The organism is Escherichia sp. MAL-1, assembly GCF_052948035.1.
In genome coordinates this window covers 311,552-333,670 of record NZ_CM129609.1, presented here as the reverse complement: position 1 = coordinate 333,670, position 22,119 = coordinate 311,552, and the positions used below count along the sequence as shown (strand labels likewise).

General features: G+C 51.7%; 15 protein-coding genes. 3 read left to right on the top strand and 12 right to left on the bottom strand.

The features are described from left to right. Window positions 1-2,394 carry a maltodextrin phosphorylase gene (gene malP / locus ACU8XX_RS01530; protein WP_000081903.1) on the bottom strand — a complete coding sequence of 798 codons (2,394 nt, stop codon included), beginning with the start codon at window positions 2,392-2,394 and terminating at the stop codon, window positions 1-3. 611 nt (window positions 2,395-3,005) lie between these two features. Between malP and malT the strand changes: the two genes are divergently transcribed. Beyond that, a complete protein-coding gene (malT, locus tag ACU8XX_RS01525; RefSeq protein WP_000906961.1) occupies window positions 3,006-5,711 on the top strand; it encodes an HTH-type transcriptional regulator MalT in 2,706 nt (901 codons plus the stop codon). Between the two features lie 42 nt (window positions 5,712-5,753). Here malT and rtcA read toward each other — a convergent pair whose 3' ends face one another. Together rtcA and rtcB are read right to left on the bottom strand one after the other, a co-directional pair. Further along, complete coding sequence (gene rtcA, locus ACU8XX_RS01520; RefSeq protein WP_001300557.1) at window positions 5,754-6,770, bottom strand: RNA 3'-terminal phosphate cyclase; 1,017 nt, start codon at window positions 6,768-6,770, stop codon at window positions 5,754-5,756. Between the two features lie 3 nt (window positions 6,771-6,773). Continuing rightward, complete coding sequence (rtcB, locus tag ACU8XX_RS01515) at window positions 6,774-8,000, bottom strand: RNA-splicing ligase RtcB (RefSeq protein WP_001105482.1); 1,227 nt, start codon at window positions 7,998-8,000, stop codon at window positions 6,774-6,776. A gap of 188 nt (window positions 8,001-8,188) precedes the next feature. Here rtcB and rtcR point away from each other — a divergent pair, with 188 nt between their 5' ends. Next, window positions 8,189-9,787: a DNA-binding transcriptional regulator RtcR gene (rtcR, locus tag ACU8XX_RS01510; RefSeq protein WP_016241673.1), complete on the top strand. Its 1,599-nt coding sequence runs from the start codon at window positions 8,189-8,191 to the stop codon at window positions 9,785-9,787. Here the strand turns inward: rtcR and ACU8XX_RS01505 are convergent. Genes ACU8XX_RS01505 through glpE form a run of 3 tightly spaced genes read right to left on the bottom strand, consistent with a single transcriptional unit; the run spans window position 9,769 to window position 11,745 of the window. Then, window positions 9,769-10,527, bottom strand: coding sequence for a DeoR/GlpR family transcriptional regulator (locus ACU8XX_RS01505; RefSeq protein WP_000815099.1), 759 nt, complete (start codon window positions 10,525-10,527; stop codon window positions 9,769-9,771). The genes rtcR and ACU8XX_RS01505 overlap by 19 nt on opposite strands. 16 nt (window positions 10,528-10,543) lie before the next feature. Then, window positions 10,544-11,374 (bottom strand): rhomboid family intramembrane serine protease GlpG, encoded by an 831-nt coding sequence (gene glpG, locus ACU8XX_RS01500; RefSeq protein ID WP_000928723.1) that lies wholly within the window; start codon window positions 11,372-11,374, stop codon window positions 10,544-10,546. A gap of 44 nt (window positions 11,375-11,418) precedes the next feature. Next, window positions 11,419-11,745, bottom strand: a complete 327-nt coding sequence (gene glpE, locus ACU8XX_RS01495; protein ID WP_000371928.1) for a thiosulfate sulfurtransferase GlpE — start codon at window positions 11,743-11,745, stop codon at window positions 11,419-11,421. Window positions 11,746-11,934: 189 nt separating this feature from the next. Between glpE and glpD the strand changes: the two genes are divergently transcribed. Then, window positions 11,935-13,440, top strand: a complete 1,506-nt coding sequence (gene glpD, locus ACU8XX_RS01490) for a glycerol-3-phosphate dehydrogenase (protein WP_016241674.1) — start codon at window positions 11,935-11,937, stop codon at window positions 13,438-13,440. 215 nt (window positions 13,441-13,655) lie between these two features. Here glpD and ACU8XX_RS01485 read toward each other — a convergent pair whose 3' ends face one another. From ACU8XX_RS01485 to glgC, 6 genes are all read right to left on the bottom strand, one after another. Further along, the gene (locus tag ACU8XX_RS01485; RefSeq protein ID WP_000981057.1) at window positions 13,656-14,258 is read right to left on the bottom strand and encodes a hypothetical protein; all 603 of its coding nucleotides are present in this window, start codon (window positions 14,256-14,258) and stop codon (window positions 13,656-13,658) included. Further along, a complete protein-coding gene (locus ACU8XX_RS01480; RefSeq protein WP_001032214.1) occupies window positions 14,258-15,250 on the bottom strand; it encodes a PstS family phosphate ABC transporter substrate-binding protein in 993 nt (330 codons plus the stop codon). Before ACU8XX_RS01480 ends, ACU8XX_RS01485 begins: the two co-directional genes overlap by 1 nt. A gap of 25 nt (window positions 15,251-15,275) precedes the next feature. After that, window positions 15,276-16,784 carry a PstS family phosphate ABC transporter substrate-binding protein gene (locus ACU8XX_RS01475; protein WP_122987552.1) on the bottom strand — a complete coding sequence of 503 codons (1,509 nt, stop codon included), beginning with the start codon at window positions 16,782-16,784 and terminating at the stop codon, window positions 15,276-15,278. A 124-nt stretch (window positions 16,785-16,908) separates the two neighbouring features. Then, window positions 16,909-19,356 carry a glycogen phosphorylase gene (gene glgP, locus ACU8XX_RS01470; RefSeq protein WP_000993449.1) on the bottom strand — a complete coding sequence of 816 codons (2,448 nt, stop codon included), beginning with the start codon at window positions 19,354-19,356 and terminating at the stop codon, window positions 16,909-16,911. A gap of 18 nt (window positions 19,357-19,374) precedes the next feature. Beyond that, window positions 19,375-20,808, bottom strand: a complete 1,434-nt coding sequence (gene glgA / locus ACU8XX_RS01465) for a glycogen synthase GlgA (RefSeq protein ID WP_001197646.1) — start codon at window positions 20,806-20,808, stop codon at window positions 19,375-19,377. Continuing rightward, window positions 20,808-22,103, bottom strand: a complete 1,296-nt coding sequence (glgC, locus tag ACU8XX_RS01460) for a glucose-1-phosphate adenylyltransferase (protein ID WP_000253975.1) — start codon at window positions 22,101-22,103, stop codon at window positions 20,808-20,810. The genes glgA and glgC overlap by 1 nt, the downstream gene beginning before the upstream one ends. Window positions 22,104-22,119: the final 16 nt, after the last annotated feature.

Genomic DNA, 22,119 nt, shown 5'->3' with positions numbered 1-22,119 from the left:
TTAGCGTTTTGCCTGCCAGATACGAGCCTGATAATCGCGAATAGAGCGATCCGAGCTAAACATACCGCAGCGGGCGGTATTGAGGATCGCCGCGCGAGTCCAGGCCTCCTGGTCGCGGTACAGCACATCCACCTGCTTTTGTGCCTCAACATAGGCTGCGAAATCCGCCATCACCAGATACGGATCGCCGCCTTGTTTGCCGATACTGTGCAGCATCTGGTCGAAGGCATGCTTATCGCCGTCGCTGTATTTACCGCTTTCCAGCTCTTTCAATACTGCGTCCAGCACCTTATCTTTCTTCCGCCATTTCACCGGGTCGTAGCCTTTGGCCAGAATTGCCTTCACTTGTTCCACGGTATGACCAAAAATAAAGATATTTTCTTCACCGACTTTCTCGGCGATTTCAACGTTCGCACCATCCAGCGTACCGACAGTAAGCGCACCATTGAGCGCCAGTTTCATATTGCCGGTACCGGAAGCTTCTTTACCTGCAGTCGAAATTTGTTCGGAGATATCCGCCGCCGGGATCAGTTTTTCCGCCGCCGAAACGCAATAATCCGGCAGGAATACCACCTTCAACTTATCGCCAACCAGCGGATCGTTGTTGATCACGTCAGCCACTTTGTTGATCGCAAAGATAATATTCTTCGCCAGGTAGTAGCCCGGTGCTGCTTTCGCGCCGAAGAGGAAGACGCGCGGTACGCGATCAGCCTGCGGGTTTTCACGAATTTCTTTGTACAACGCCAGAATATGCAGCAGATTCAGGTGCTGGCGTTTGTACTCATGCAGACGTTTGATCTGAATATCGAAAATCGCCTGTGGATTGATCTCAATACCGGTACGAACTTTCACAAACTCCGCCAGACGGACTTTATTCGCCTGCTTGATCTCGCGATATTGCTGACGGAATTTCGCATCATCAGCGAATTTTTCCAGATTGATCAGCTGATCGAGATCGTTAGCCCACTCTTTTTTCAGTGATTTATCCAACAGAGCCGCCAGTGCCGGGTTGCACTGTTTGATCCAGCGACGTGGGGTAATACCGTTGGTGACGTTATGGAATTTGTTCGGCCATAGCTGGTGATATTCCGGGAACAGATCTTTCACCACCAGATCCGAGTGCAGCGCCGCAACACCGTTCACCGCGAAACCGCCAACCACACACAGGTTCGCCATATGCACTTGTTTGTCGTGCACCACCGCCAGTTTGGCCCACACTTTTTCATCGCCCGGCCAGGTTTTCTCCACCAGCGTTTTAAAGCGAGTATTAATTTCGTTAATAATCTGCATGTGGCGCGGCAGTAAGCCTTTCACCAGTTTCACATCCCAGCGTTCCAGCGCTTCTGGCATCAGGGTATGGTTGGTGTAAGCGAAAGTTTTGCTGGTAATGGCCCAGGCGTCATCCCAGCTCATCTGGTGCTCATCGATCAGCACGCGCAGCAGTTCTGGAATCGCGATAGTTGGGTGGGTATCGTTCAGCTGAATAACTTCGTAATCCGCCAGTTCGTGCAGTTTACGCCCCGCCAGATGATGGCGACGCAAAATATCCGCTACCGAACAGGCACACTGGAAGTACTGCTGCATCAAGCGCAGCTTTTTACCGGCAGTATGGTTGTCGTTTGGATAGAGAACTTTGGTCAGTTTTTCCGCATTGATGCCCTGCTGTTCGGCACGCAGGAAATCACCGTCGTTAAATTTAGTCAGATCAAACGGATGCGCGTGCGTCGCCTGCCACAGACGCAGCGGCTGCGCCACGCCATTACGATAGCCGACAACGGGGAGATCCCACGCTTGACCGGTAATGGTAAACTCCGGCTCCCAGCGTCCGTCTTTCGTCACTTTACCGCCAATCCCTACCTGCACATCCAGTGCTTCGTTGTGGCGGAACCACGGGTAGTTACTGCGATGCCAGTCATCCGGCGCTTCAACCTGTTTGCCATCGACAAAAGACTGGCGGAACAAACCATATTGATAGTTCAGACCGTAACCCGTCGCAGACTGACCGACAGTTGCCATTGAGTCGAGGAAGCACGCCGCCAGACGTCCCAGACCACCGTTACCCAGCGCCGGGTCGATCTCTTCTTCCAGCAGGTCAGTCAGATTGATGTCATAAGCCTTCAACGAATCCTGTACATCCTGATACCAGCCGAGATTCAACAGGTTGTTGCCCGTCAGACGACCAATCAAAAACTCCATTGAGATGTAGTTAACATGTCGCTGATTCGCCACCGGTTTGGCGAATGGCTGAGCACGCAGCATTTCGGCCAGTGCTTCACTCACTGCCAGCCACCACTGGCGAGGAGTCATTTCAGCCGCAGAATTTAAGCCATAACGCTGCCACTGACGTGAAAGCGCTTCCTGAAATTGCTTATCGTTAAAAATAGGTTGTGACATAGGAGTTCCACTTTTCTTAGATTTTCAACACAACGTTATCGCTAGTTTGCCAGGCTCGATGTTGACCTTCCTCATCCTGCGGGGGATTAGGCAGGGAGGAGTTGCGGGGATGAGCAAGGAAATGTGATCTCAACCACTTAAAGCTAGTGCAAACCACAGGATTAGCAGCAAATCAATGCAATACAGCGCAGAAAATCTGTATCTAAGTGCAAAAAATGGCCGTTGCGTATTTTCAAAAAGCGGAAGGTAACTCTATAAATTAAGTAAAGGAGTGAAACAGTTTCATAAGTAAAATATCCAGTGTGCTCCATCTCATTCTTAATAGATTTATTAAGATCATCTTTTTAGATGGCACTTTCATCAGGAATGAAGAAGAAACCCTTGCTTAAATGAATCTGATGAACATAAGGGAAACCAGTATTCACGCTGGATCAGCGTCGTTTTAGGTGAGTTGTTAATAAAGATTTGGAATTGTGACACAGTGCAAATTCAGACACATAAAAAAACGTCATCGCTTGCATTAGAAAGGTTTCTGGCCGACCTTATAACCATTAATTACGAAGCGCAAAAAAAATAATATTTCCTCATTTTCCACAGTGAAGTGATTAACTATGCTGATTCCGTCAAAACTCAGTCGTCCGGTTCGACTCGACCATACCGTGGTTCGTGAGCGCCTGCTGGCTAAACTTTCCGGCGCGAACAACTTCCGGCTGGCGCTGATCACGAGTCCTGCGGGCTACGGAAAGACCACCCTCATTTCCCAGTGGGCGGCAGGCAAAAACGATATCGGCTGGTACTCGCTGGATGAAGGTGATAACCAGCAAGAGCGTTTCGCCAGCTATCTCATTGCCGCCGTGCAGCAGGCAACCAACGGTCACTGTGCGATATGTGAGACGATGGCGCAAAAACGGCAATATGCCAGCCTGACGTCACTCTTCGCCCAGCTTTTCATTGAGCTGGCGGAATGGCATAGCCCACTTTATCTGGTCATCGATGACTATCATCTGATCACTAATCCAGTGATCCACGAGTCAATGCGCTTCTTTATTCGCCATCAACCAGAAAATCTCACCCTGGTGGTGTTGTCACGCAACCTTCCGCAACTGGGCATTGCCAATCTGCGTGTTCGTGATCAACTGCTGGAAATTGGCAGTCAGCAACTGGCATTTACCCATCAGGAAGCGAAGCAGTTTTTTGATTGCCGTCTGTCATCGCCGATTGAAGCCGCAGAAAGCAGTCGGATTTGCGATGACGTTTCCGGTTGGGCGACGGCACTACAGCTAATCGCCCTCTCCGCCCGGCAGAATACCCACTCAGCCCATAAGTCGGCACGCCGCCTGGCGGGAATCAATGCCAGCCATCTTTCGGATTATCTGGTCGATGAGGTTTTGGATAACGTCGATCTCGCAACGCGCCATTTTCTGTTGAAAAGCGCCATTTTGCGCTCAATGAACGATGCACTCATCACCCGTGTGACCGGCGAAGAAAACGGGCAAATGCGCCTCGAAGAGATTGAGCGTCAGGGGCTGTTTTTACAGCGGATGGATGATACCGGCGAGTGGTTCTGCTATCACCCGCTGTTTGGTAACTTCCTGCGCCAGCGCTGCCAGTGGGAACTGGCGGCGGAGCTGCCGGAAATCCACCGTGCCGCCGCAGAAAGCTGGATGGCCCAGGGATTTCCCAGCGAAGCGATTCATCATGCGCTGGCGGCAGGCGATGCGCTGATGCTGCGCGATATTCTGCTTAATCACGCCTGGAGTCTGTTCAACCATAGCGAACTGTCGCTGCTGGAAGAGTCGCTTAAGGCCCTGCCGTGGGACAGCTTGCTGGAAAATCCGCAGTTGGTGTTATTGCAGGCGTGGCTGATGCAAAGCCAACATCGCTACGGCGAAGTTAACACCCTGCTAGCCCGTGCTGAACATGAAATCAAGGACATCAGAGAAGACACCATGCACGCAGAATTTAACGCTCTGCGCGCCCAGGTGGCGATTAACGATGGTAATCCGGATGAAGCGGAACGGCTGGCAAAACTGGCACTGGAAGAGCTGCCGCCGGGCTGGTTCTATAGCCGCATTGTGGCAACCTCGGTGCTGGGTGAAGTGCTGCACTGCAAAGGCGAATTGACCCGCTCACTGGCGCTAATGCAGCAAACCGAACAGATGGCACGCCAGCACGATGTCTGGCACTACGCTTTGTGGAGTTTAATCCAGCAAAGTGAAATTCTGTTTGCCCAAGGGTTCCTGCAAACCGCGTGGGAAACGCAGGAAAAAGCATTCCAGCTGATCAACGAGCAGCATCTGGAACAGCTGCCAATGCATGAGTTTCTGGTGCGCATCCGAGCACAACTGTTATGGGCCTGGGCGCGGCTGGATGAAGCCGAAGCGTCGGCGCGTAGCGGGATTGAAGTCTTGTCGTCTTATCAGCCACAGCAACAGCTTCAGTGCCTGGCAATGTTGATTCAATGCTCGCTGGCCCGTGGTGATTTAGATAACGCCCGTAGCCAGCTGAACCGTCTGGAAAATCTGCTGGGGAATGGCAAATATCACAGCGACTGGATCTCTAACGCCAACAAAGTCCGGGTGATTTACTGGCAAATGACCGGTGATAAAGCCGCCGCTGCCAACTGGTTGCGTCATACGGCTAAACCGGAGTTTGCGAACAACCACTTCCTGCAAGGTCAATGGCGCAACATTGCCCGTGCACAAATCTTGCTGGGCGAGTTTGAACCTGCGGAAATTGTTCTCGAAGAACTCAATGAAAATGCCCGGAGTCTGCGGTTGATGAGCGATCTCAACCGTAACCTGTTGCTGCTTAATCAACTGTACTGGCAGGCCGGACGTAAAAGTGACGCCCAGCGCGTGTTGCTGGACGCATTAAAACTGGCGAATCGCACCGGATTTATCAGCCATTTTGTCATCGAAGGCGAAGCGATGGCGCAACAACTGCGTCAGCTGATTCAGCTTAATACGCTGCCGGAACTGGAACAGCATCGCGCGCAGCGTATTCTGCGAGAAATCAATCAACATCATCGGCATAAATTCGCCCATTTCGATGAGAATTTCGTTGAACGTCTGCTAAATCATCCTGAAGTACCTGAACTGATCCGCACCAGCCCGCTGACGCAACGTGAATGGCAGGTACTGGGGCTGATCTACTCTGGTTACAGCAATGAGCAAATTGCCGGAGAACTGGAAGTCGCGGCAACCACCATCAAAACGCATATCCGCAATCTGTATCAGAAACTCGGCGTGGCCCATCGCCAGGATGCGGTACAACACGCCCAGCAATTGCTGAAGATGATGGGGTACGGCGTGTAAGTTTAGCCGGATAACGCGCCAGATCCGGCTTACATCTCTGCATCATTCAATGCTCACCCGCGTTACGCCATCTGTTTCTATCAAACTAAACCGCACCGGCAAGAAACGCTCCACTACCGCGATATTGGTCAGCAGATGGCATGAGGGATGGGCGACCGTAAATTCCCCCGCGCCCGCCAGCGCCATCGGTAGCACCAGTTGGTCAGCAAGATATTCCCCCACCGCCGCCGTGCTTGCCAGGTAGCGTTTCACCTCTTTCACCAACTGTGCCGCAACCACCTCGGCACTGACGCGCTTTTCACCGACGACAAAAAAGCGTTCGGTGATATTTTCACTTTCGACTTCAAGCGAGACGGTATTACCCGGCCCCTGGTCGCGCGGCAGGTTATGAATATTCTGTTCATGCAGGGAAAAACTCCCCGCCAGTGTAGCGATTTCACGCTCAGCAACATGGCGCGGCACACCAGCTAATAGAACTTCTCCACGCATCTGCACAATGTTCCCGCGCTCGCCAAGTTGCAAGGTGTTAAACGATGCCACGGGCGAGACTTCCGTTGCCACCACACCGCCTCCGGCAGGGTAAAAACCGTGGCGTAACAGCGTGGTTTGCTGATGAATTCCCATTTTCGCCAGCAGCGGCTCCAGCACCCGGCGGATAAAATCCGCAGGTGGCGCCGACGGGTTATCGGTACCGCCGCTCACTTCAACACGCGAAGGTCCATCGGCAAACCACAGCGCGGGCAGCACAGTTTGCAGCACCAGCGTACAACTTCCGGCGCTACCGATAGCAAAGCGGTAATCGCCGCCCCGCACGGTGCCAGGCCGGAAGAGCAGACGCTGCGATCCCAGCTCCGCACCTTCCACCGTTGCCCTACAAATTTCCGCAGCCGCTTTTACCGCGGTCAGATGCTGGCGCAGCAGCCCCGGTTTCGCCCGTCCGGCTCGAATGCCAGTGATGGTAAATGGCTGGCCGGTTATCATCGACAGGCTCAGCGCCGAGCGCAGGATCTGTCCGCCGCCTTCGCCCTGTGCGCCATCCAGCGCAATCATCCTTTTCATCATTTATCCTTTTACGCACACCACCTGACGCAGGGTGTAGATAACTTCCACCAGATCGCTTTGTGCCGCCATCACCGCATCAATATCTTTATACGCCATCGGGATTTCGTCGATCACTTCGGCATCTTTACGGCATTCCACATGCGCGGTGGCACGAATTTGATCTTCCACGCTGAACAGTTTTTTCGCTTTAGTACGGCTCATTACCCGCCCGGCACCGTGGCTGCACGAACAGAACGACTCTTCATTTCCCAACCCACGGACGATAAAGCTTTTCGCTCCCATCGAACCGGGAATAATTCCATATTGACCAGCACGCGCAGACACCGCGCCTTTACGCGTCACGTAGATCTCTTCACCAAAGTGCTGTTCTTTTTGCACATAGTTGTGGTGACAGTTGATCTCTTCCATCGCCAGCGTTTGTGGCTGTCTGACCGTTTTCTGCGTAATGCTCTGCAATGCCGTTACCACGTTTTCCATCATCGCATCGCGGTTAAGGCTGGCAAAAAGCTGCGCCCAGGCCACGGCTTTCAGGTAATCATCAAAGTATTCCGTACCTTCCATAAAGTACGCCAGATCACGCGACGGCAACGTCTCAAGCGTTTCCTGCATCTCTTTTTGTGCCAGATCGATAAAGTAAGTCCCGATGGCGTTACCAATTCCGCGTGAACCGGAGTGCAGCATAATCCACACCTGCTCCGACTCATCAAGGCAGATTTCAATAAAGTGGTTACCGGTTCCCAGCGTTCCCAGGTGTTTATAGTTATTGGTATTCAGGAAACGGGGATATTTTTGCGTTAACCACTGATAACCGGCTTCAAGCTCAGCCCATTTCGCATCGACGTTAACAGGCGGGTTTTCCCATGCGCCTTTATCACGTTTACAACGGCCAGTGGTACGCCCGTGCGGCACGGCCGTTTCAATCGCCTGACGCAGCTCTGCCAGGTTTTCAGGCAGGTCTGCCGCCGTTAACGCGGTACGCAGCGCGTTCATTCCACAGCCAATATCCACGCCCACCGCCGCCGGAATAATCGCCCCTTTGGTCGGGATCACGCTACCAATGGTGGAACCTTTACCCAGGTGTACATCAGGCATTACCGCAATGTGTTTGAAAATAAACGGCATCTTCGCCGTATTAATAAGTTGCTGACGCGCATCGGCTTCTACCGGCACGCCTTTGGTCCACATTTTTACCGGGGCATTTTCAGTGGTCAGTAATTCGTAATTCATTTTGTTTTTCTCTTTTCGTTGTTTGCTGTCGTGATAATTGCAACCGTCGTGCCAGAAAATTAAATAAGCAGATTAATTTTTTAATTCATTGTTTTTAAATAGGTTAAATCTTTACGTCCGTAAACGGAGATTTTCCACAAAACCAATTCACCGATAATGAAATATCGTCTTTTATAAGGATATCTAAGATGCGTAAAACAGTGGCTTTTGGCTTTGTCGGTACCGTGCTGGATTATGCCGGGCGCGGCAGTCAGCGCTGGTCGAAATGGCTTCCGACACTCTGTTTATGCCAGCAAGAATCGTTGGTCATCGATCGACTGGAATTATTGCATGACGCCCGCTCGCGCTCGCTATTTGAAACGCTTAAACGCGATATCGCCAGCGTTTCGCCAGAAACAGAAGTGGTGAGCGTTGAGATTGAACTGCATAACCCGTGGGATTTCGAAGAGGTTTACGCTTGCCTGCATGATTTCGCCCGTGGTTACGAGTTTCAGCCAGAAAAAGAAGACTATTTAATTCACATTACCACCGGCACCCACGTCGCGCAGATTTGCTGGTTTCTGCTGGCGGAAGCGCGTTACCTGCCCGCCCGGCTGATACAATCTTCACCTCCGCGCAAAAAAGAACAGCCGCGCGGCGCAGGTGAAGTGACGATTATCGATCTCGATTTAAGCCGTTATAACGCCATCGCCAGCCGCTTTGCCGAGGAACGCCAGCAAACGCTTGATTTTCTTAAGTCCGGCATTGCCACGCGTAACCCCCACTTCAACCGCATGATTGAGCAGATCGAAAAAGTGGCGATCAAATCCCGCGCGCCGATTCTGCTTAACGGTCCAACCGGCGCGGGCAAGTCATTTCTGGCGCGACGCATCTTCGAGTTAAAACAGGCGCGGCATCAGTTTAGCGGCGCGTTTGTGGAAGTGAACTGCGCCACCCTGCGCGGCGATACCGCCATGTCGACGCTGTTTGGTCATGTAAAAGGCGCGTTTACCGGGGCGCGGGAATCTCGTGAAGGTTTATTACGCAGCGCCAACGGCGGAATGTTGTTTCTTGATGAGATTGGCGAACTGGGCGCAGACGAACAAGCAATGCTGCTAAAAGCCATTGAAGAGAAAACCTTTTACCCGTTTGGCAGCGATCGCCAGGTGAGCAGTGATTTTCAGCTTATCGCCGGAACGGTGCGCGATTTGCGCCAGCTGGTTGCCGAAGGCAAATTCCGCGAAGATCTGTACGCGCGGATCAATCTCTGGACCTTCACCCTGCCGGGGCTACGCCAGCGCCAGGAAGATATTGAACCTAACCTGGATTATGAAGTGGAGCGCCACGCCACACTCACTGGTGACAGCGTGCGTTTTAACACCGAAGCGCGGCGTGCCTGGCTGGCCTTTGCAACATCTCCCCAGGCGACATGGCGCGGTAACTTTCGCGAACTTTCTGCCAGCGTCACGCGGATGGCAACCTTTGCCACTAGCGGACGCATCACTCTGGACGTGGTGGAAGATGAGATAAACCGTCTGCGCTATAACTGGCAGGAAAGTCGCCCTTCCGTGCTTACGCAGCTGCTGGGCGCTGAAGCGGAAAATATCGACCTCTTTGATCGGCTGCAACTGGAACACGTTATCGCTATCTGCCGCCAGGCAAAGTCGCTTTCTGCTGCCGGACGACAGCTTTTTGATGTTTCGCGCCAGGGCAAAGCCAGCGTCAATGACGCGGATCGGCTACGCAAATACCTGGCGCGTTTTGGTCTGACGTGGGAAGCCGTGCAGGATCAGCACAGCTCCAGTTGAATATGGTGGTCCGTCAGCACCTGCATCACGCTTACTGGCGGCGGGGCGTCGGTGTAGACGGCATCTACCATGCTGATGCTGCCCATATTGACCATCGCGTTACGGCCAAATTTCGAGTGATCGACAACCAGCATAACGTGGCGCGAGTTCTCAATAATGGCGCGTTTGGTGCGAACTTCGTGGTAATCGAACTCCAGCAGCGAGCCGTCGCTATCGATGCCGCTTATCCCCAGAATGCCGAAATCAAGGCGGAACTGGGAGATAAAATCGAGCGTCGCTTCGCCAATGATCCCGCCATCGCGGCTGCGTAATTCGCCACCGGCGAGAATAATGCGGAAATCTTCTTTTACCATCAACGTGTTAGCAACATTGAGATTGTTGGTGACAATACGCAAATTGCTGTGATTAAGCAGCGCGTGCGCCACCGCTTCCGGCGTGGTGCCGATATCGATAAACAGTGTCGAGCCATTGGGGATTTGCTCCGCCACTTTGCGGGCAATCCTCTCTTTTTCTTCGGTCTGGGTGGCTTTACGATCGTGCCACGGCGTGTTAACCGAACTGGAAGGCAGCGCCGCACCGCCATGGTGACGCAGGATCAGGTTTTGCTCCGCCAGCTCATTGAGGTCGCGGCGAATAGTCTGCGGGCTGACGGAGAAGTGCTCCACCAGCTCCTCGGTACTGACATAACCCTGCTGTTTAACCAGTTCGATAATACCGTTGTGACGTTGTGTTTGTTTCATTTCTAAATCCCTGGAATTATTTTCGTTTTCGCGCATTGAGCGAATCAACAAAAGCCATCGCTAAACCCACGGCTAACCCGGCGATGTGTGCTCCGTTCGCCATCGACATCCCAAACAAATCAAACCATCCGGCGACAATCCAGATCAGCGCAAAGATAATTAACCCACGTTGCAGGTAAATGCCACTTTGCGGATCGCGTTCGCCACGTAGCCAGACGTAGCCCATCAGCGCATACACCACGCCAGAAAGCCCGCCAAACCACGGCCCGCTGAATTTTTGCTGCACATAGCCGCTTAACAGGGCGCTAATGAGAGTAATAACAATTAGCTTACCGCTACCGAGGCGTTTTTCCACCGCGCCGCCGAGATACCACCACCAGAGCAGGTTAAAGAGGATATGCATCAGCGAGAAGTGCATTAACGCGTGGGTGAAGTAACGCCAGAACTCAAATTTCAGTGTTGGATCGAATGGCCAGGCCAGCCATAACATCACTTCCTGATCGCCGAGAATTTGCATGGCGATAAACACCACCACGCAGGCGATCATCATCACCCAGGTTACCGGACCTGCGCGTTCACGCAAGGCAGCAAAGAAAGGATAACGGCGATAATGCAGGCCACTGCCGGTATGACCCGCCTGCCAGCTGGCCGCCAGATAACGCGGATCTGCCGGGTTTTCGAGAAAACGCGCCAGCTCCGCCCGCACGCGCTCGGCCTGGGACTCATCCGCCAGCCAGACGTCGCTTTGGTTATGTTGTTGAATCGTGAGGATAACACCCTGCGTCGCCATGTAATCAACAAACGCCTGCGCCACGCGGGGGTTAGCAAAAGAGGTAATCATCAACATCGTTGCTGTCGCTTATTCCACACAAAAGGGGACAGTATAAAGCGTTACGCGCCGTACGCCACCTCTGCGGGAAACTGTCGCTGCCAGGCTTCAAAGCCGCCGTCAATGCTATAGACCACATCGTAGCCCTGTTGCAGCAGATACTGCGCCGCCCCTTTGCTGCTATTGCCGTGATAACACATCACCATCACCGGAGTGTCAAAGTCGTTATCACGCATAAACGCGCCCAGCGTGTCGTTGGTTAAATGGAAAGCCTGCACCGCATGCCCCATAGCGAAACTCTGTGGATCGCGAATATCGACCAGCACCGCCTCTTTTTCCTGCAACTTCTGGTGCGCGTCGGCAACGTTAATACATTCGAACTGATCCATGCGTCTCTCTTTCTTTACAAACAAGTGGGCAAATTTACCGCACAGTTTACGTCGAAGCGGCAGATAAACGCCATAATGTTATACATATCACTCTAAAATGTTTTTTCAATGTTACCTAAAGCGCGATTCTTTGCTAATATGTTCGATAACGAACATTTATGAGCTTTAACGAAAGTGAATGAGGGCAGCATGGAAACCAAAGATCTGATTGTGATAGGTGGCGGCATCAATGGTGCTGGTATCGCGGCAGACGCCGCTGGACGCGGTTTATCCGTGCTGATGCTGGAGGCGCAGGATCTCGCTTGCGCGACCTCTTCCGCCAGTTCAAAACTCATTCACGGTGGCCTGCGCTACCTTGAGCACTATGAATTCCGCCTGGTCAGCGAGGCGCTGGCTGAACGTGAAGTGCTGCTGAAAATGGCCCCGCATATCGCCTTCCCGATGCGTTTTCGCCTGCCACATCGTCCGCATCTGCGCCCGGCGTGGATGATTCGCATTGGTCTGTTTATGTACGATCATCTGGGTAAACGCACCAGCTTGCCGGGATCAACTGGTTTGCGTTTTGGCGCAAATTCAGTGTTAAAACCGGAAATTAAGCGCGGATTCGAATATTCTGACTGTTGGGTAGACGACGCCCGTCTGGTACTCGCCAACGCCCAGATGGTGGTGCGTAAAGGCGGCGAAGTGCTTACTCGGACTCGCGCCACCTCTGCTCGCCGCGAAAACGGCATGTGGATTGTGGAAGCGGAAGATATCGATACCGGCAAAAAATATAGCTGGCAAGCGCGCGGCTTGGTTAACGCCACCGGCCCGTGGGTGAAACAGTTCTTCGACGACGGGATGCATCTGCCTTCGCCTTATGGCATTCGCCTGATCAAAGGCAGCCATATTGTGGTGCCGCGCGTGCATACCCAGAAGCAAGCCTACATTCTGCAAAACGAAGATAAACGTATTGTGTTCGTGATCCCGTGGATGGACGAGTTTTCCATCATCGGCACTACCGATGTCGAGTACAAAGGCGATCCGAAAGCGGTGAAGATTGAAGAGAGTGAAATCAATTACCTGCTGAATGTGTATAACACGCACTTTAAAAAGCAGTTAAGCCGTGACGATATCGTCTGGACCTACTCCGGTGTGCGTCCGCTGTGTGATGATGAGTCCGACTCGCCGCAGGCTATTACCCGTGATTACACCCTTGATATTCATGATGAAAATGGCAAAGCACCGCTGCTGTCGGTATTCGGCGGTAAGCTGACCACCTACCGAAAACTGGCGGAACATGCGCTGGAAAAACTAACGCCGTATTATCAGGGTATTGGCCCGGCATGGACGAAAGAGAGTGTGCTACCGGGTGGCGCCATTGAAGGCGACCGCGACGATTATGCCGCTCGCCTGCGCCGCCGCTATCCGTTCCTGACTGAATCGCTGGCGCGTCATTACGCTCGCACTTACGGCAGCAACAGCGAGCTGCTGCTCGGCAATGCGGGAACGGTAAGCGATCTCGGGGAAGATTTCGGTCATGAGTTCTACGAAGCGGAGCTGAAATACCTGGTGGATCACGAATGGGTCCGCCGCGCCGACGACGCCCTGTGGCGTCGCACAAAACAAGGCATGTGGCTAAATGCGGATCAACAATCTCGTGTGAGTCAGTGGCTGGTGGAGTATACGCAGCAGAAGCTGTCGCTGGCGTCGTGATTTAATGTAAGGTGGCCAGGTCAGATTTCAATCTGACCTGAGACTGATGACAAACCAAAAAACTGCCAGATGCGCTACGCTTATCTGGCCTACGTTGTTTATACAATATATTGAATTTGCATGATTTTGTAGGCCTGATAAGGCGTTCGCGCCGCATCAGGCATGAACAAAGCGCCACGTTGTCAACAATCTGACCTACTTTTTGATTCAGGGAATTACCGCAAAGCCCACGCCATCATACCCAACGTAACAAAACTTAAGCACGTTCCCCACTCACTCAACTTCCGTATCTGGCATCTATTTTTGCTGCGCCACTGGCAATAATATCCCAACGCAAAACCAAGCTGTGCGCTTATTGGACCGATAAAATCCGTCCACGGCTGAGGCCAAAATGGCGAAAAATTCAGGGGTAGCCAGACAACAAGCAGAAAGAAATTGCGGATACTTTCCAGCAACGCAATTTTCGCTGGCGCGATGTAAAAAATGATATTCCAGAGGATCAACCATAAATAGACCGGTGCGAATACCAACCAACAATGGAGCCTGCTTTTCAATTCAGATTGAGTTCTACGAGTAAATTGCCAACCAACGCAACACATTACACAGAAGAAAAGCGCATATTCAGCCGATAACCAAAGTTGTAATTGCAGAAGTGAAATACGCCTGATCATGAGCGGGATTGAGAACAGCATTTCCCCCAGAAAACTCAGCGTGATAATACAAGCAGCCAGCGCAACCACCATCGGCCACACCAACAACGGCACAATAACAAAGCCGAGAAATAACGGATAAATATAAAGTCTGATTATATTCATCATTATTGTCCTGATGATTCGGGGGATGCTTCATACAGCGGCACATACCCCACATCCTCTACCAACTGTTGCCCCTGCTGACTTATAAACCAGTCAACAAATTTCTGCGTTTCCGGCGTGGGATTTTCACGCGTCACCATATAGGCATCCACAATGTATGGATAAGTGCCGTTGCGGATATTTTCCTCGGTAGGCGCAACGCCATTTATAGCCAAAAGTTTAATCTGCTTGCGCATTTTGAGCATATTGTCATTCATACGAGTGACGTAATAGTGGAAGGTGTACCCAATGGAAGATGGCGTGTTTTGATAGTCGGCAACTTCAGTAATTAAACCGCCCATAAGATCAATCACAGTGGATTTTTTAGCTGGCAGCATTGGGGTGTCTTGCATAACCAACCCCTTCATAATCGTTTGGCTTCCAGAATCTTCAGGGCGCTGCCAGACTTTTATATGTTCGTCACTACCACCTACTTTATTCCAGCGGCTAGTTTTGCCGCTAAAAATATCTTTAACCTGGTGCTCAGAGAGAGAATTTACCGGGTTATTAATATCAACGATAAAGACAAAGGCTTCGCGGGCGAAAGCGGTATATTTCAGTTTAACACCCGCTTCTTCTGCACGTTTTTTCTGTCCTTCCGACGGTTGTGCAACAAAAATAACCGTCGCGGAACCTTTAATCAGACTATCGTAGGCTTCAGCTGTTCGGGTTTGCTGCAAACCATACGCCTGCCAGGCCAGCGAGGTTCGATCCTTATCTTTTGGCTCGGGTACTAATTTATAATACGCGGAGGCATACAGCGGGTATAAGGCTGTAGCGCCGTACACTCTCGGCCATCTTGACCAATCATCGCTGTAACGTAATGCAGGTTGCCCCCGCAGAGACGTCAGTCCATGGCTCTCTTCTTCCCTAACGCTGTTATAGTACCCTTCCCGGTCGACACATCCCGCCAGTAACGCCGTGCCTAATAGTAAAACACCGGTGAATTTATTCATCTCGCTGATTCCTTTCTCTCGAGCGTTATTCCATTGTTGGATACAGCGGCACATATCCCACATCTTCTACCAGACTCTGCCCCTGCGGCGTTAAAAACCATTCGACCAGTTTTTGTGTTTCTGACGTTGTATTTTCTCTCGTCACCATAAATGCATCGACGATGTACGCATATTTGCCGTTGCGAATGTTTTCCGCCGTCGGTGTAATACCGTTAATCGCTAGCAATTTTATATTTTTATCAGCATTCATTTGCGTCGCGTAATAGCGGAAGGTATAGCCTATTGCGTTGTTTGTATTACGGTATTCGGCAACGACTTTAATCATTCCCTCCATCACGCTTGCCACTTTCGTTTCCTGCGGCGAGATCATGCGGACATTTTTCATGACCTGTGATTGCATCACTGTCTGGCTGCCAGAGTCTTCCGGGCGCTGCCAGGTCTGGATCTCCTGATCGTTACCGCCAACAGCACGCCAATTGGTAATTGCACCACTGAAAATGTCACGCACCTGTTGTTCAGTCAGGGAATTAACCGGATTATCCGCATTGACGATGAAAACGAATGCTTCACGGGCAAAGGGGGTGTACAGCAAAGTGACACCAGATTCCTTTGCACGTTTTTTTTGCCCACCGGAAGGTTGCGCCACGAAAATAATATCAGCATCGCCCTTAACGATTTTGTTATATGCTTCTGGCGTACGAGAGTTTTCCAGATAATCCCAAACGTGAAAATCCTCTGGTATTACACTTAATGCATAAAATGCAGAAGCATAAATTGGGTACGCAGCCGTGGCGCCATCGATTCGCGGCCAGTTTTGCCTAAACTGAATTTGCGGTTTGCCACGCAGCGGCGTCAGTCGATTATTGAGTTTATCGGGTCGCCAGGCCCAGATATCAATATTTTCGCGTACACCGACACCAGGATTTTGCTGCTTATATAAATGGGCCTGATACCCGGCGACAATACCAAGTAAGAGAAGTAGAAACAGGAGTAAGTTACGGCAACGTAGTCCGGACGTGCCGGATAAAGGATATCTGGTCGGCCAGGCGTATCCCAGCGAAAAACTGATATGCGCCCCAACGGGAATAATGACCATCCACCAGTACTCACCACCCACTAATGAGACTAAAAAAACGCCCAACCAGGGAAGCATAAGGTTTGCCAACCAACCAGCTCCCATCTGGCGAAATTGATAATCTGCCAGATGTAGCGTGATTATCCAGCCAACCAGGGTTAATAGCGCGGGTAAGAGAAAAAAGCATTGCCGCCAGACGGCTATTTCTCTGTTTTCTGGCGCGCTATCACCGGCCCACACGCGACCAGAGAAAAATATTATTATCGCCCCCAGCGTCAGCATAAAGACGTTGAGCAGAAGGTAAATTGTTGGCGTGATAAAGATATTACAAACTTCAATAATACCGGCAAGTCCGACACCCAGCATGGCAATAACCGCCGCCAAAAACTGCGCCAGAATGGGGATGCCGAAAAAAGTCATTACCAGCGAGGTCAAAATCCATTTTCTGTTTTGCATTATTCTTTCCATTCTTTCTGAATGGCGAAATTATACTCCCCGAGTCCCCTTGCCCCTTCTGGACACTTTTCCGAAATGATGGCGAAAAAAACGGGACCCTTTGGCCCCGTTCTATTTATTAGTGAAATTACAATCTCACCGGATCAATATGCCAGATATGATCGGCGTACTCTTTGATAGTACGGTCAGAAGAGAAGTAGCCCATATTGGCAATGTTCAGCATCGCTTTTGCGGTCCACTCTTCCTGAAGCTCGTAGAGTTCATCGACTTTATCCTGACAATCGACATAGCTGCGATAATCCGCCAGTACCTGGTAGTGATCGCCGAAGTTGATCAGCGAATCAACCAGATCGCGATAGCGACCCGGATCTTCCGGACTGAATACACCGCTGCCGATTTGCGTCAGCACCTGATGCAGCTCCTCATCTTTCTCGTAGTATTCACGCGGTTTGTAGCCCTGACGACGCAGTTCTTCCACTTCTTCCGCTGTGTTACCAAAAATAAAGATATTGTCAGCACCGACATGATCCAGCATCTCGACATTCGCACCGTCCAACGTACCGATAGTCAGCGCACCGTTAAGCGCAAACTTCATGTTACTGGTGCCGGAAGCTTCCGTCCCCGCCAGCGAAATCTGTTCAGACAGATCGGCCGCCGGAATGATCAACTGCGCCAGGCTAACGCTGTAGTTCGGGATGAACACGACTTTCAGCTTGTCGCCAATCTGCGGATCGTTGTTGATCACTTTCGCTACGTCATTGATCAAATGAATAATGTGCTTCGCCATGTAATAGGCCGAAGCCGCCTTACCGCCAAAAATATTCACGCGCGGTACCCACTTCGCATCCGGGTCGGCCTTGATGCGGTTATAGCGGGTAATCACATGCAACACATTCATCAATTGACGTTTGTATTCGTGAATACGTTTGATTTGTACATCGAACAACGCCTTTGGATTCACCACCACATTCAGCTGCTGGGCGATATACTCTGCCAGACGCTTTTTGTTCTCCAGCTTCGCCTGATGCACAGCGTGATTAACCATTGGGAAATCACAGTGTTGTTGCAGCTCATTAAGCAGGCTAAGGTCGGTGCGCCAGTTACGGCCCAGGTGTTCGTCCAGCACGGCTGAAAGCGATGGGTTCGCTACCGCTAGCCAGCGACGCGGCGTCACACCGTTGGTGACGTTGGTGAAACGACCCGGGAAGATTTTCGCAAAGTCGGCAAACAACGATTGCACCATCAGATTAGAGTGCAGTTCCGATACACCGTTAACTTTGTGGCTCACAACAACCGCCAGCCAGGCCATACGCACACGACGACCGTTGGATTCATCAATGATCGACGCCCGTCCCAGCAGATCGGTATCGTTCGGATACTGTTCCTGCAAGGTTTTCAGGAAATAGTCGTTGATTTCAAAGATGATCTGCAGGTGACGCGGCAGAATTTTACCCAGCATATCAACCGGCCAGGTTTCCAGCGCCTCGCTCATCAGCGTGTGGTTAGTGTAGGAGAAGACCTGACAACACACCTCAAACGCGTCGTCCCAGCTAAATTGGTGCTCATCGATCAGCAGACGCATCATCTCAGGAATCGACAGTACCGGATGGGTATCATTGAGATGAATCGCGATTTTATCCGCCAGGTTATCGTAGGTTTTATGCAACTGATAATGGCGGCTTAAAATGTCCTGAATGGTCGAGGAAACCAGGAAGTATTCCTGACGCAGGCGCAGCTCACGCCCGGAGTAGGTGGAGTCATCCGGATACAGTACGCGAGATACGTTCTCGGAGTGGTTTTTATCTTCCACTGCCGCGAAGTAGTCACCCTGGTTGAATTTACCGAGGTTAATTTCGCTACTGGCTTGCGCACTCCACAAACGCAACGTGTTGGTCGCGTCGGTATCGTAACCAGGGATTATCTGATCGTAAGCGACTCCCAGAATCTCTTCGGTTTCAATCCAGCGCGTTTTTTTACCTTCCTGCTGAATGCGACCACCAAAACGGACTTTATAGCGCGTGTTGTGGCGTTTGAATTCCCACGGGTTACCGTATTCCAGCCAGTAGTCTGGCGACTCTTTCTGGCTACCGTTAACGATGTTCTGCTTGAACATACCGTAGTCATAGCGGATGCCGTAACCGCGCCCCGGCAACCCTAACGTCGCCAGAGAATCAAGGAAGCAAGCCGCCAGACGTCCCAGGCCACCGTTACCGAGGCCCGGATCATTTTCTTCATCAATCAGCTCTTCGAGATTTAACCCCATCGCTTCCAGTGCGCCCTGTACATCTTCGTAAATTCCTAGCGACAACATGGCGTTGGAGAGCGTACGGCCAATCAAAAACTCCATCGACAGGTAGTAAACCTGACGAGTTTCTTGCGACAACTGGGCACGGTTTGAACGTAACCAGCGCTCCACGAGACGATCGCGCACAGCAAATAACGTTGCGTTCAGCCATTCATGTTTATTGGCGACGACCGGGTCCTTTCCAATCGTAAACATCAGCTTGTAAGCGATAGAGTGCTTAAGAGCTTCTACGCTAAGCGTGGGCGATGAATATGTAAACGGAGCATTCATATAGGCGTTTCCTGAAAACTATTTCAAGCGATAGTAAAGCTCACGGTACGACTTCGCCGCGACCTGCCAGCTAAAATCCATTGCCATAGCCTGACGTTGCACAAACCGCCACAGTGAAGGACGGGACCACAGTACAAAAGCACGCCGAATAGCCCGTAACAGCGACCAGGCATTACTATCTTCAAAGACAAACCCACTGGCGACGCCATCTGCAAGGTTCTCAAGAGAACAGTCAGAAACCGTATCAGCAAGCCCACCGGTGCGCCGCACTAACGGCAGCGTACCGTACTTCAATCCATAAAGTTGCGTTAAGCCGCACGGTTCAAAACGGCTGGGCACCAGAATGACGTCCGCGCCGCCCATAATGCGATGCGAAAATGCTTCGTGATAGCCAATCTGAACACCCACCTGACCGGGGTATTCCGCTGCCGCCGCAAGGAAACCTTCCTGCAGCACCGGATCGCCCGCGCCGAGTAGCGCCAGCTGCCCGCCCTGCTCCAGAAGGCCCGGTAAGGCTTCCAGCACCAGGTCGAGACCTTTCTGGCTGGTCAGACGGCTCACCACTGCAAAAAGCGGCACTTTATCGTCAACCTTAAGCCCCATTGCGATTTGTAACTGGCGCTTATTTTCCGCTTTATCTTCCAACGTATCGCGGGTGTAACGCGAGGCCAACAGTAAGTCCGTCTCAGGACTCCAGATTTTCTCGTCCACGCCGTTCAGTACGCCGGAAAGACGCCCTTCACGGTGACGCTGTTGCAACAGACCTTCCATACCGTAGGCAAACTGCGGTTCGGTGATCTCGCGAGCGTAGGTTGGACTGACCGCCGTAATGTGATCGGCATAGTACAGACCGGCCTTCAGGAAAGAGATTTGTCCGTTGAATTCCAGCCCATGAATATTAAAGAATGACCATGGCAATTGGATGTCATTCATGTGATGTGCATAAAACATGCCTTGATAGGCCAAGTTGTGCACAGTAAACACCGACTTCGCCGGACGCCCGCGCGCCGCCAGATACGCAGGCGCAAGGCCTGCATGCCAGTCGTGCGCATGCACCACATCAGGACGCCAGAATGGGTCAAGCCCGCTGGCCATTTCTGCCCCAACCCACCCCAGCAGCGCAAAACGCAATACGTTGTCGGTATAGGCAAATAAGTTGGTATCGTGATACGGGCTTCCCGGACGATCATAGAGATGCGGCGCGTCAATCAGGTATATGCCAACCCCGTTGTAATGACCGAACAACAGCGTGATATGTCCGGCGAAGGTATCACGACGGGATACTACCTGCGCATCGGTCACGCCACGGCGAATATCGGGAAATGCAGGCAACAGTACGCGAGCGTCAACGCCGTCTGCGATTTGTGCTGCGGGTAATGCCCCAATAACATCAGCCAGACCGCCGGTTTTAAGCAGCGGGAACATCTCTGAACATACATGTAAAACCTGCATTATCGCTCCTGTTTATGCCCTAACTTCCGTAGCATTTCGCGCGTTACCAGCACGATGCCTTCTTCTGAACGATAGAAACGACGTGCATCTTCCTCTGCGTTTTCACCAATCACCATGCCTTCCGGAATAACACAAGCACGATCGATGACGCAGCGGCGCAGACGGCACGAGCGACCTACCCATACTTCCGGTAACAATACGGCGGAATCAATGTTGCAGAATGAATTCACGCGAACGCGCGAGAACAGAACGGACTGCACCACCACCGAACCGGAGATCACACAGCCGCCGGATACCAGTGAGTTAAGGGTCATCCCGTGGCTACCGGAGCGATCCTGCACGAATTTCGCTGGCGGTAATGATTCATTGTAGGTGCGAATTGGCCAATTGCGATCGTACATATCCAGTTCCGGCACCACAGAGGCCAGATCGAGGTTCGCTTTCCAGTAAGCTTCCAGCGTACCCACATCGCGCCAGTACGGCTCGGCATCCGGGTCGGATTGTACGCAAGAGAGCGGGAACGGGTGCGCATAGGCCAGACCGGCTTCGGTGATCTTGGGAATCAAATCTTTGCCAAAGTCGTGGCTGGAGTTCTCATCACGATCGTCTTCTTCCAGCAGTTCATACAGATAGTCGGCGTCAAAGACGTAGATACCCATACTCGCCAGAGATTTGCTCGGATCGTTCGGCATTGACGGTGGGTTAGCAGGTTTTTCAACGAATTCGATAATTTTATCGTTCTCATCAACCGCCATAACGCCAAATGCGGAGGCTTCTTCAATCGGTACTGGCATACAAGCAACGGTGCAACGTGCGCCTTTTTCGACGTGATCGATAAGCATACGCGAGTAATCTTGCTTGTAGATATGGTCGCCCGCCAGGATCACCACGTATTCCGCTTTATAACGGCGGATAATATCGAGGTTTTGGGTGACCGCATCTGCGGTGCCGCGATACCAGTTTTCCCCTTTCATTCTCTGCTGCGCTGGCAGCAGATCGACAAACTCGTTCATTTCTTCATTAAAGAATGACCAGCCGCGCTGAATGTGCTGCACCAGAGTGTGGGACTGGTACTGGGTGATCACGCCCATACGACGGATCCCGGAGTTGATGCAGTTAGACAGCGCAAAGTCGATAATGCGGAACTTACCGCCGAAGTGTACGGCCGGTTTTGCTCGCTTATTGGTTAAATCCTTCAGGCGGGTACCACGTCCTCCCGCCAGTATCAGGGCAACAGATTTCAATGGCAGCTGGCGCGCCAACATTAAGTGATCGTTCTTCTCTAAACTAACCATGACTAACTCCTTTTTT

Excerpts from the sequence above, each read along its gene's own strand:
- glgC (WP_000253975.1), bottom strand. The coding sequence starts at position 22,103 with ATGGTTAGTTTAGAGAAGAACGATCACTTAATGTTGGCGCGCCAGCTG.
- ACU8XX_RS01505 (WP_000815099.1), bottom strand. The coding sequence starts at position 10,527 with ATGAAACAAACACAACGTCACAACGGTATTATCGAACTGGTTAAACAG.
- glpE (WP_000371928.1), bottom strand. The coding sequence starts at position 11,745 with ATGGATCAGTTCGAATGTATTAACGTTGCCGACGCGCACCAGAAGTTG.
- rtcA (WP_001300557.1), bottom strand. The coding sequence starts at position 6,770 with ATGAAAAGGATGATTGCGCTGGATGGCGCACAGGGCGAAGGCGGCGGA.
- malP (WP_000081903.1), bottom strand. The coding sequence starts at position 2,394 with ATGTCACAACCTATTTTTAACGATAAGCAATTTCAGGAAGCGCTTTCA.
- glgA (WP_001197646.1), bottom strand. The coding sequence starts at position 20,808 with ATGCAGGTTTTACATGTATGTTCAGAGATGTTCCCGCTGCTTAAAACC.
- ACU8XX_RS01485 (WP_000981057.1), bottom strand. The coding sequence starts at position 14,258 with ATGATGAATATAATCAGACTTTATATTTATCCGTTATTTCTCGGCTTT.
- ACU8XX_RS01480 (WP_001032214.1), bottom strand. The coding sequence starts at position 15,250 with ATGAATAAATTCACCGGTGTTTTACTATTAGGCACGGCGTTACTGGCG.
- glgP (WP_000993449.1), bottom strand. The coding sequence starts at position 19,356 with ATGAATGCTCCGTTTACATATTCATCGCCCACGCTTAGCGTAGAAGCT.
- rtcB (WP_001105482.1), bottom strand. The coding sequence starts at position 8,000 with ATGAATTACGAATTACTGACCACTGAAAATGCCCCGGTAAAAATGTGG.
- rtcR (WP_016241673.1), top strand. The coding sequence starts at position 8,189 with ATGCGTAAAACAGTGGCTTTTGGCTTTGTCGGTACCGTGCTGGATTAT.
- glpD (WP_016241674.1), top strand. The coding sequence starts at position 11,935 with ATGGAAACCAAAGATCTGATTGTGATAGGTGGCGGCATCAATGGTGCT.
- glpG (WP_000928723.1), bottom strand. The coding sequence starts at position 11,374 with ATGTTGATGATTACCTCTTTTGCTAACCCCCGCGTGGCGCAGGCGTTT.
- malT (WP_000906961.1), top strand. The coding sequence starts at position 3,006 with ATGCTGATTCCGTCAAAACTCAGTCGTCCGGTTCGACTCGACCATACC.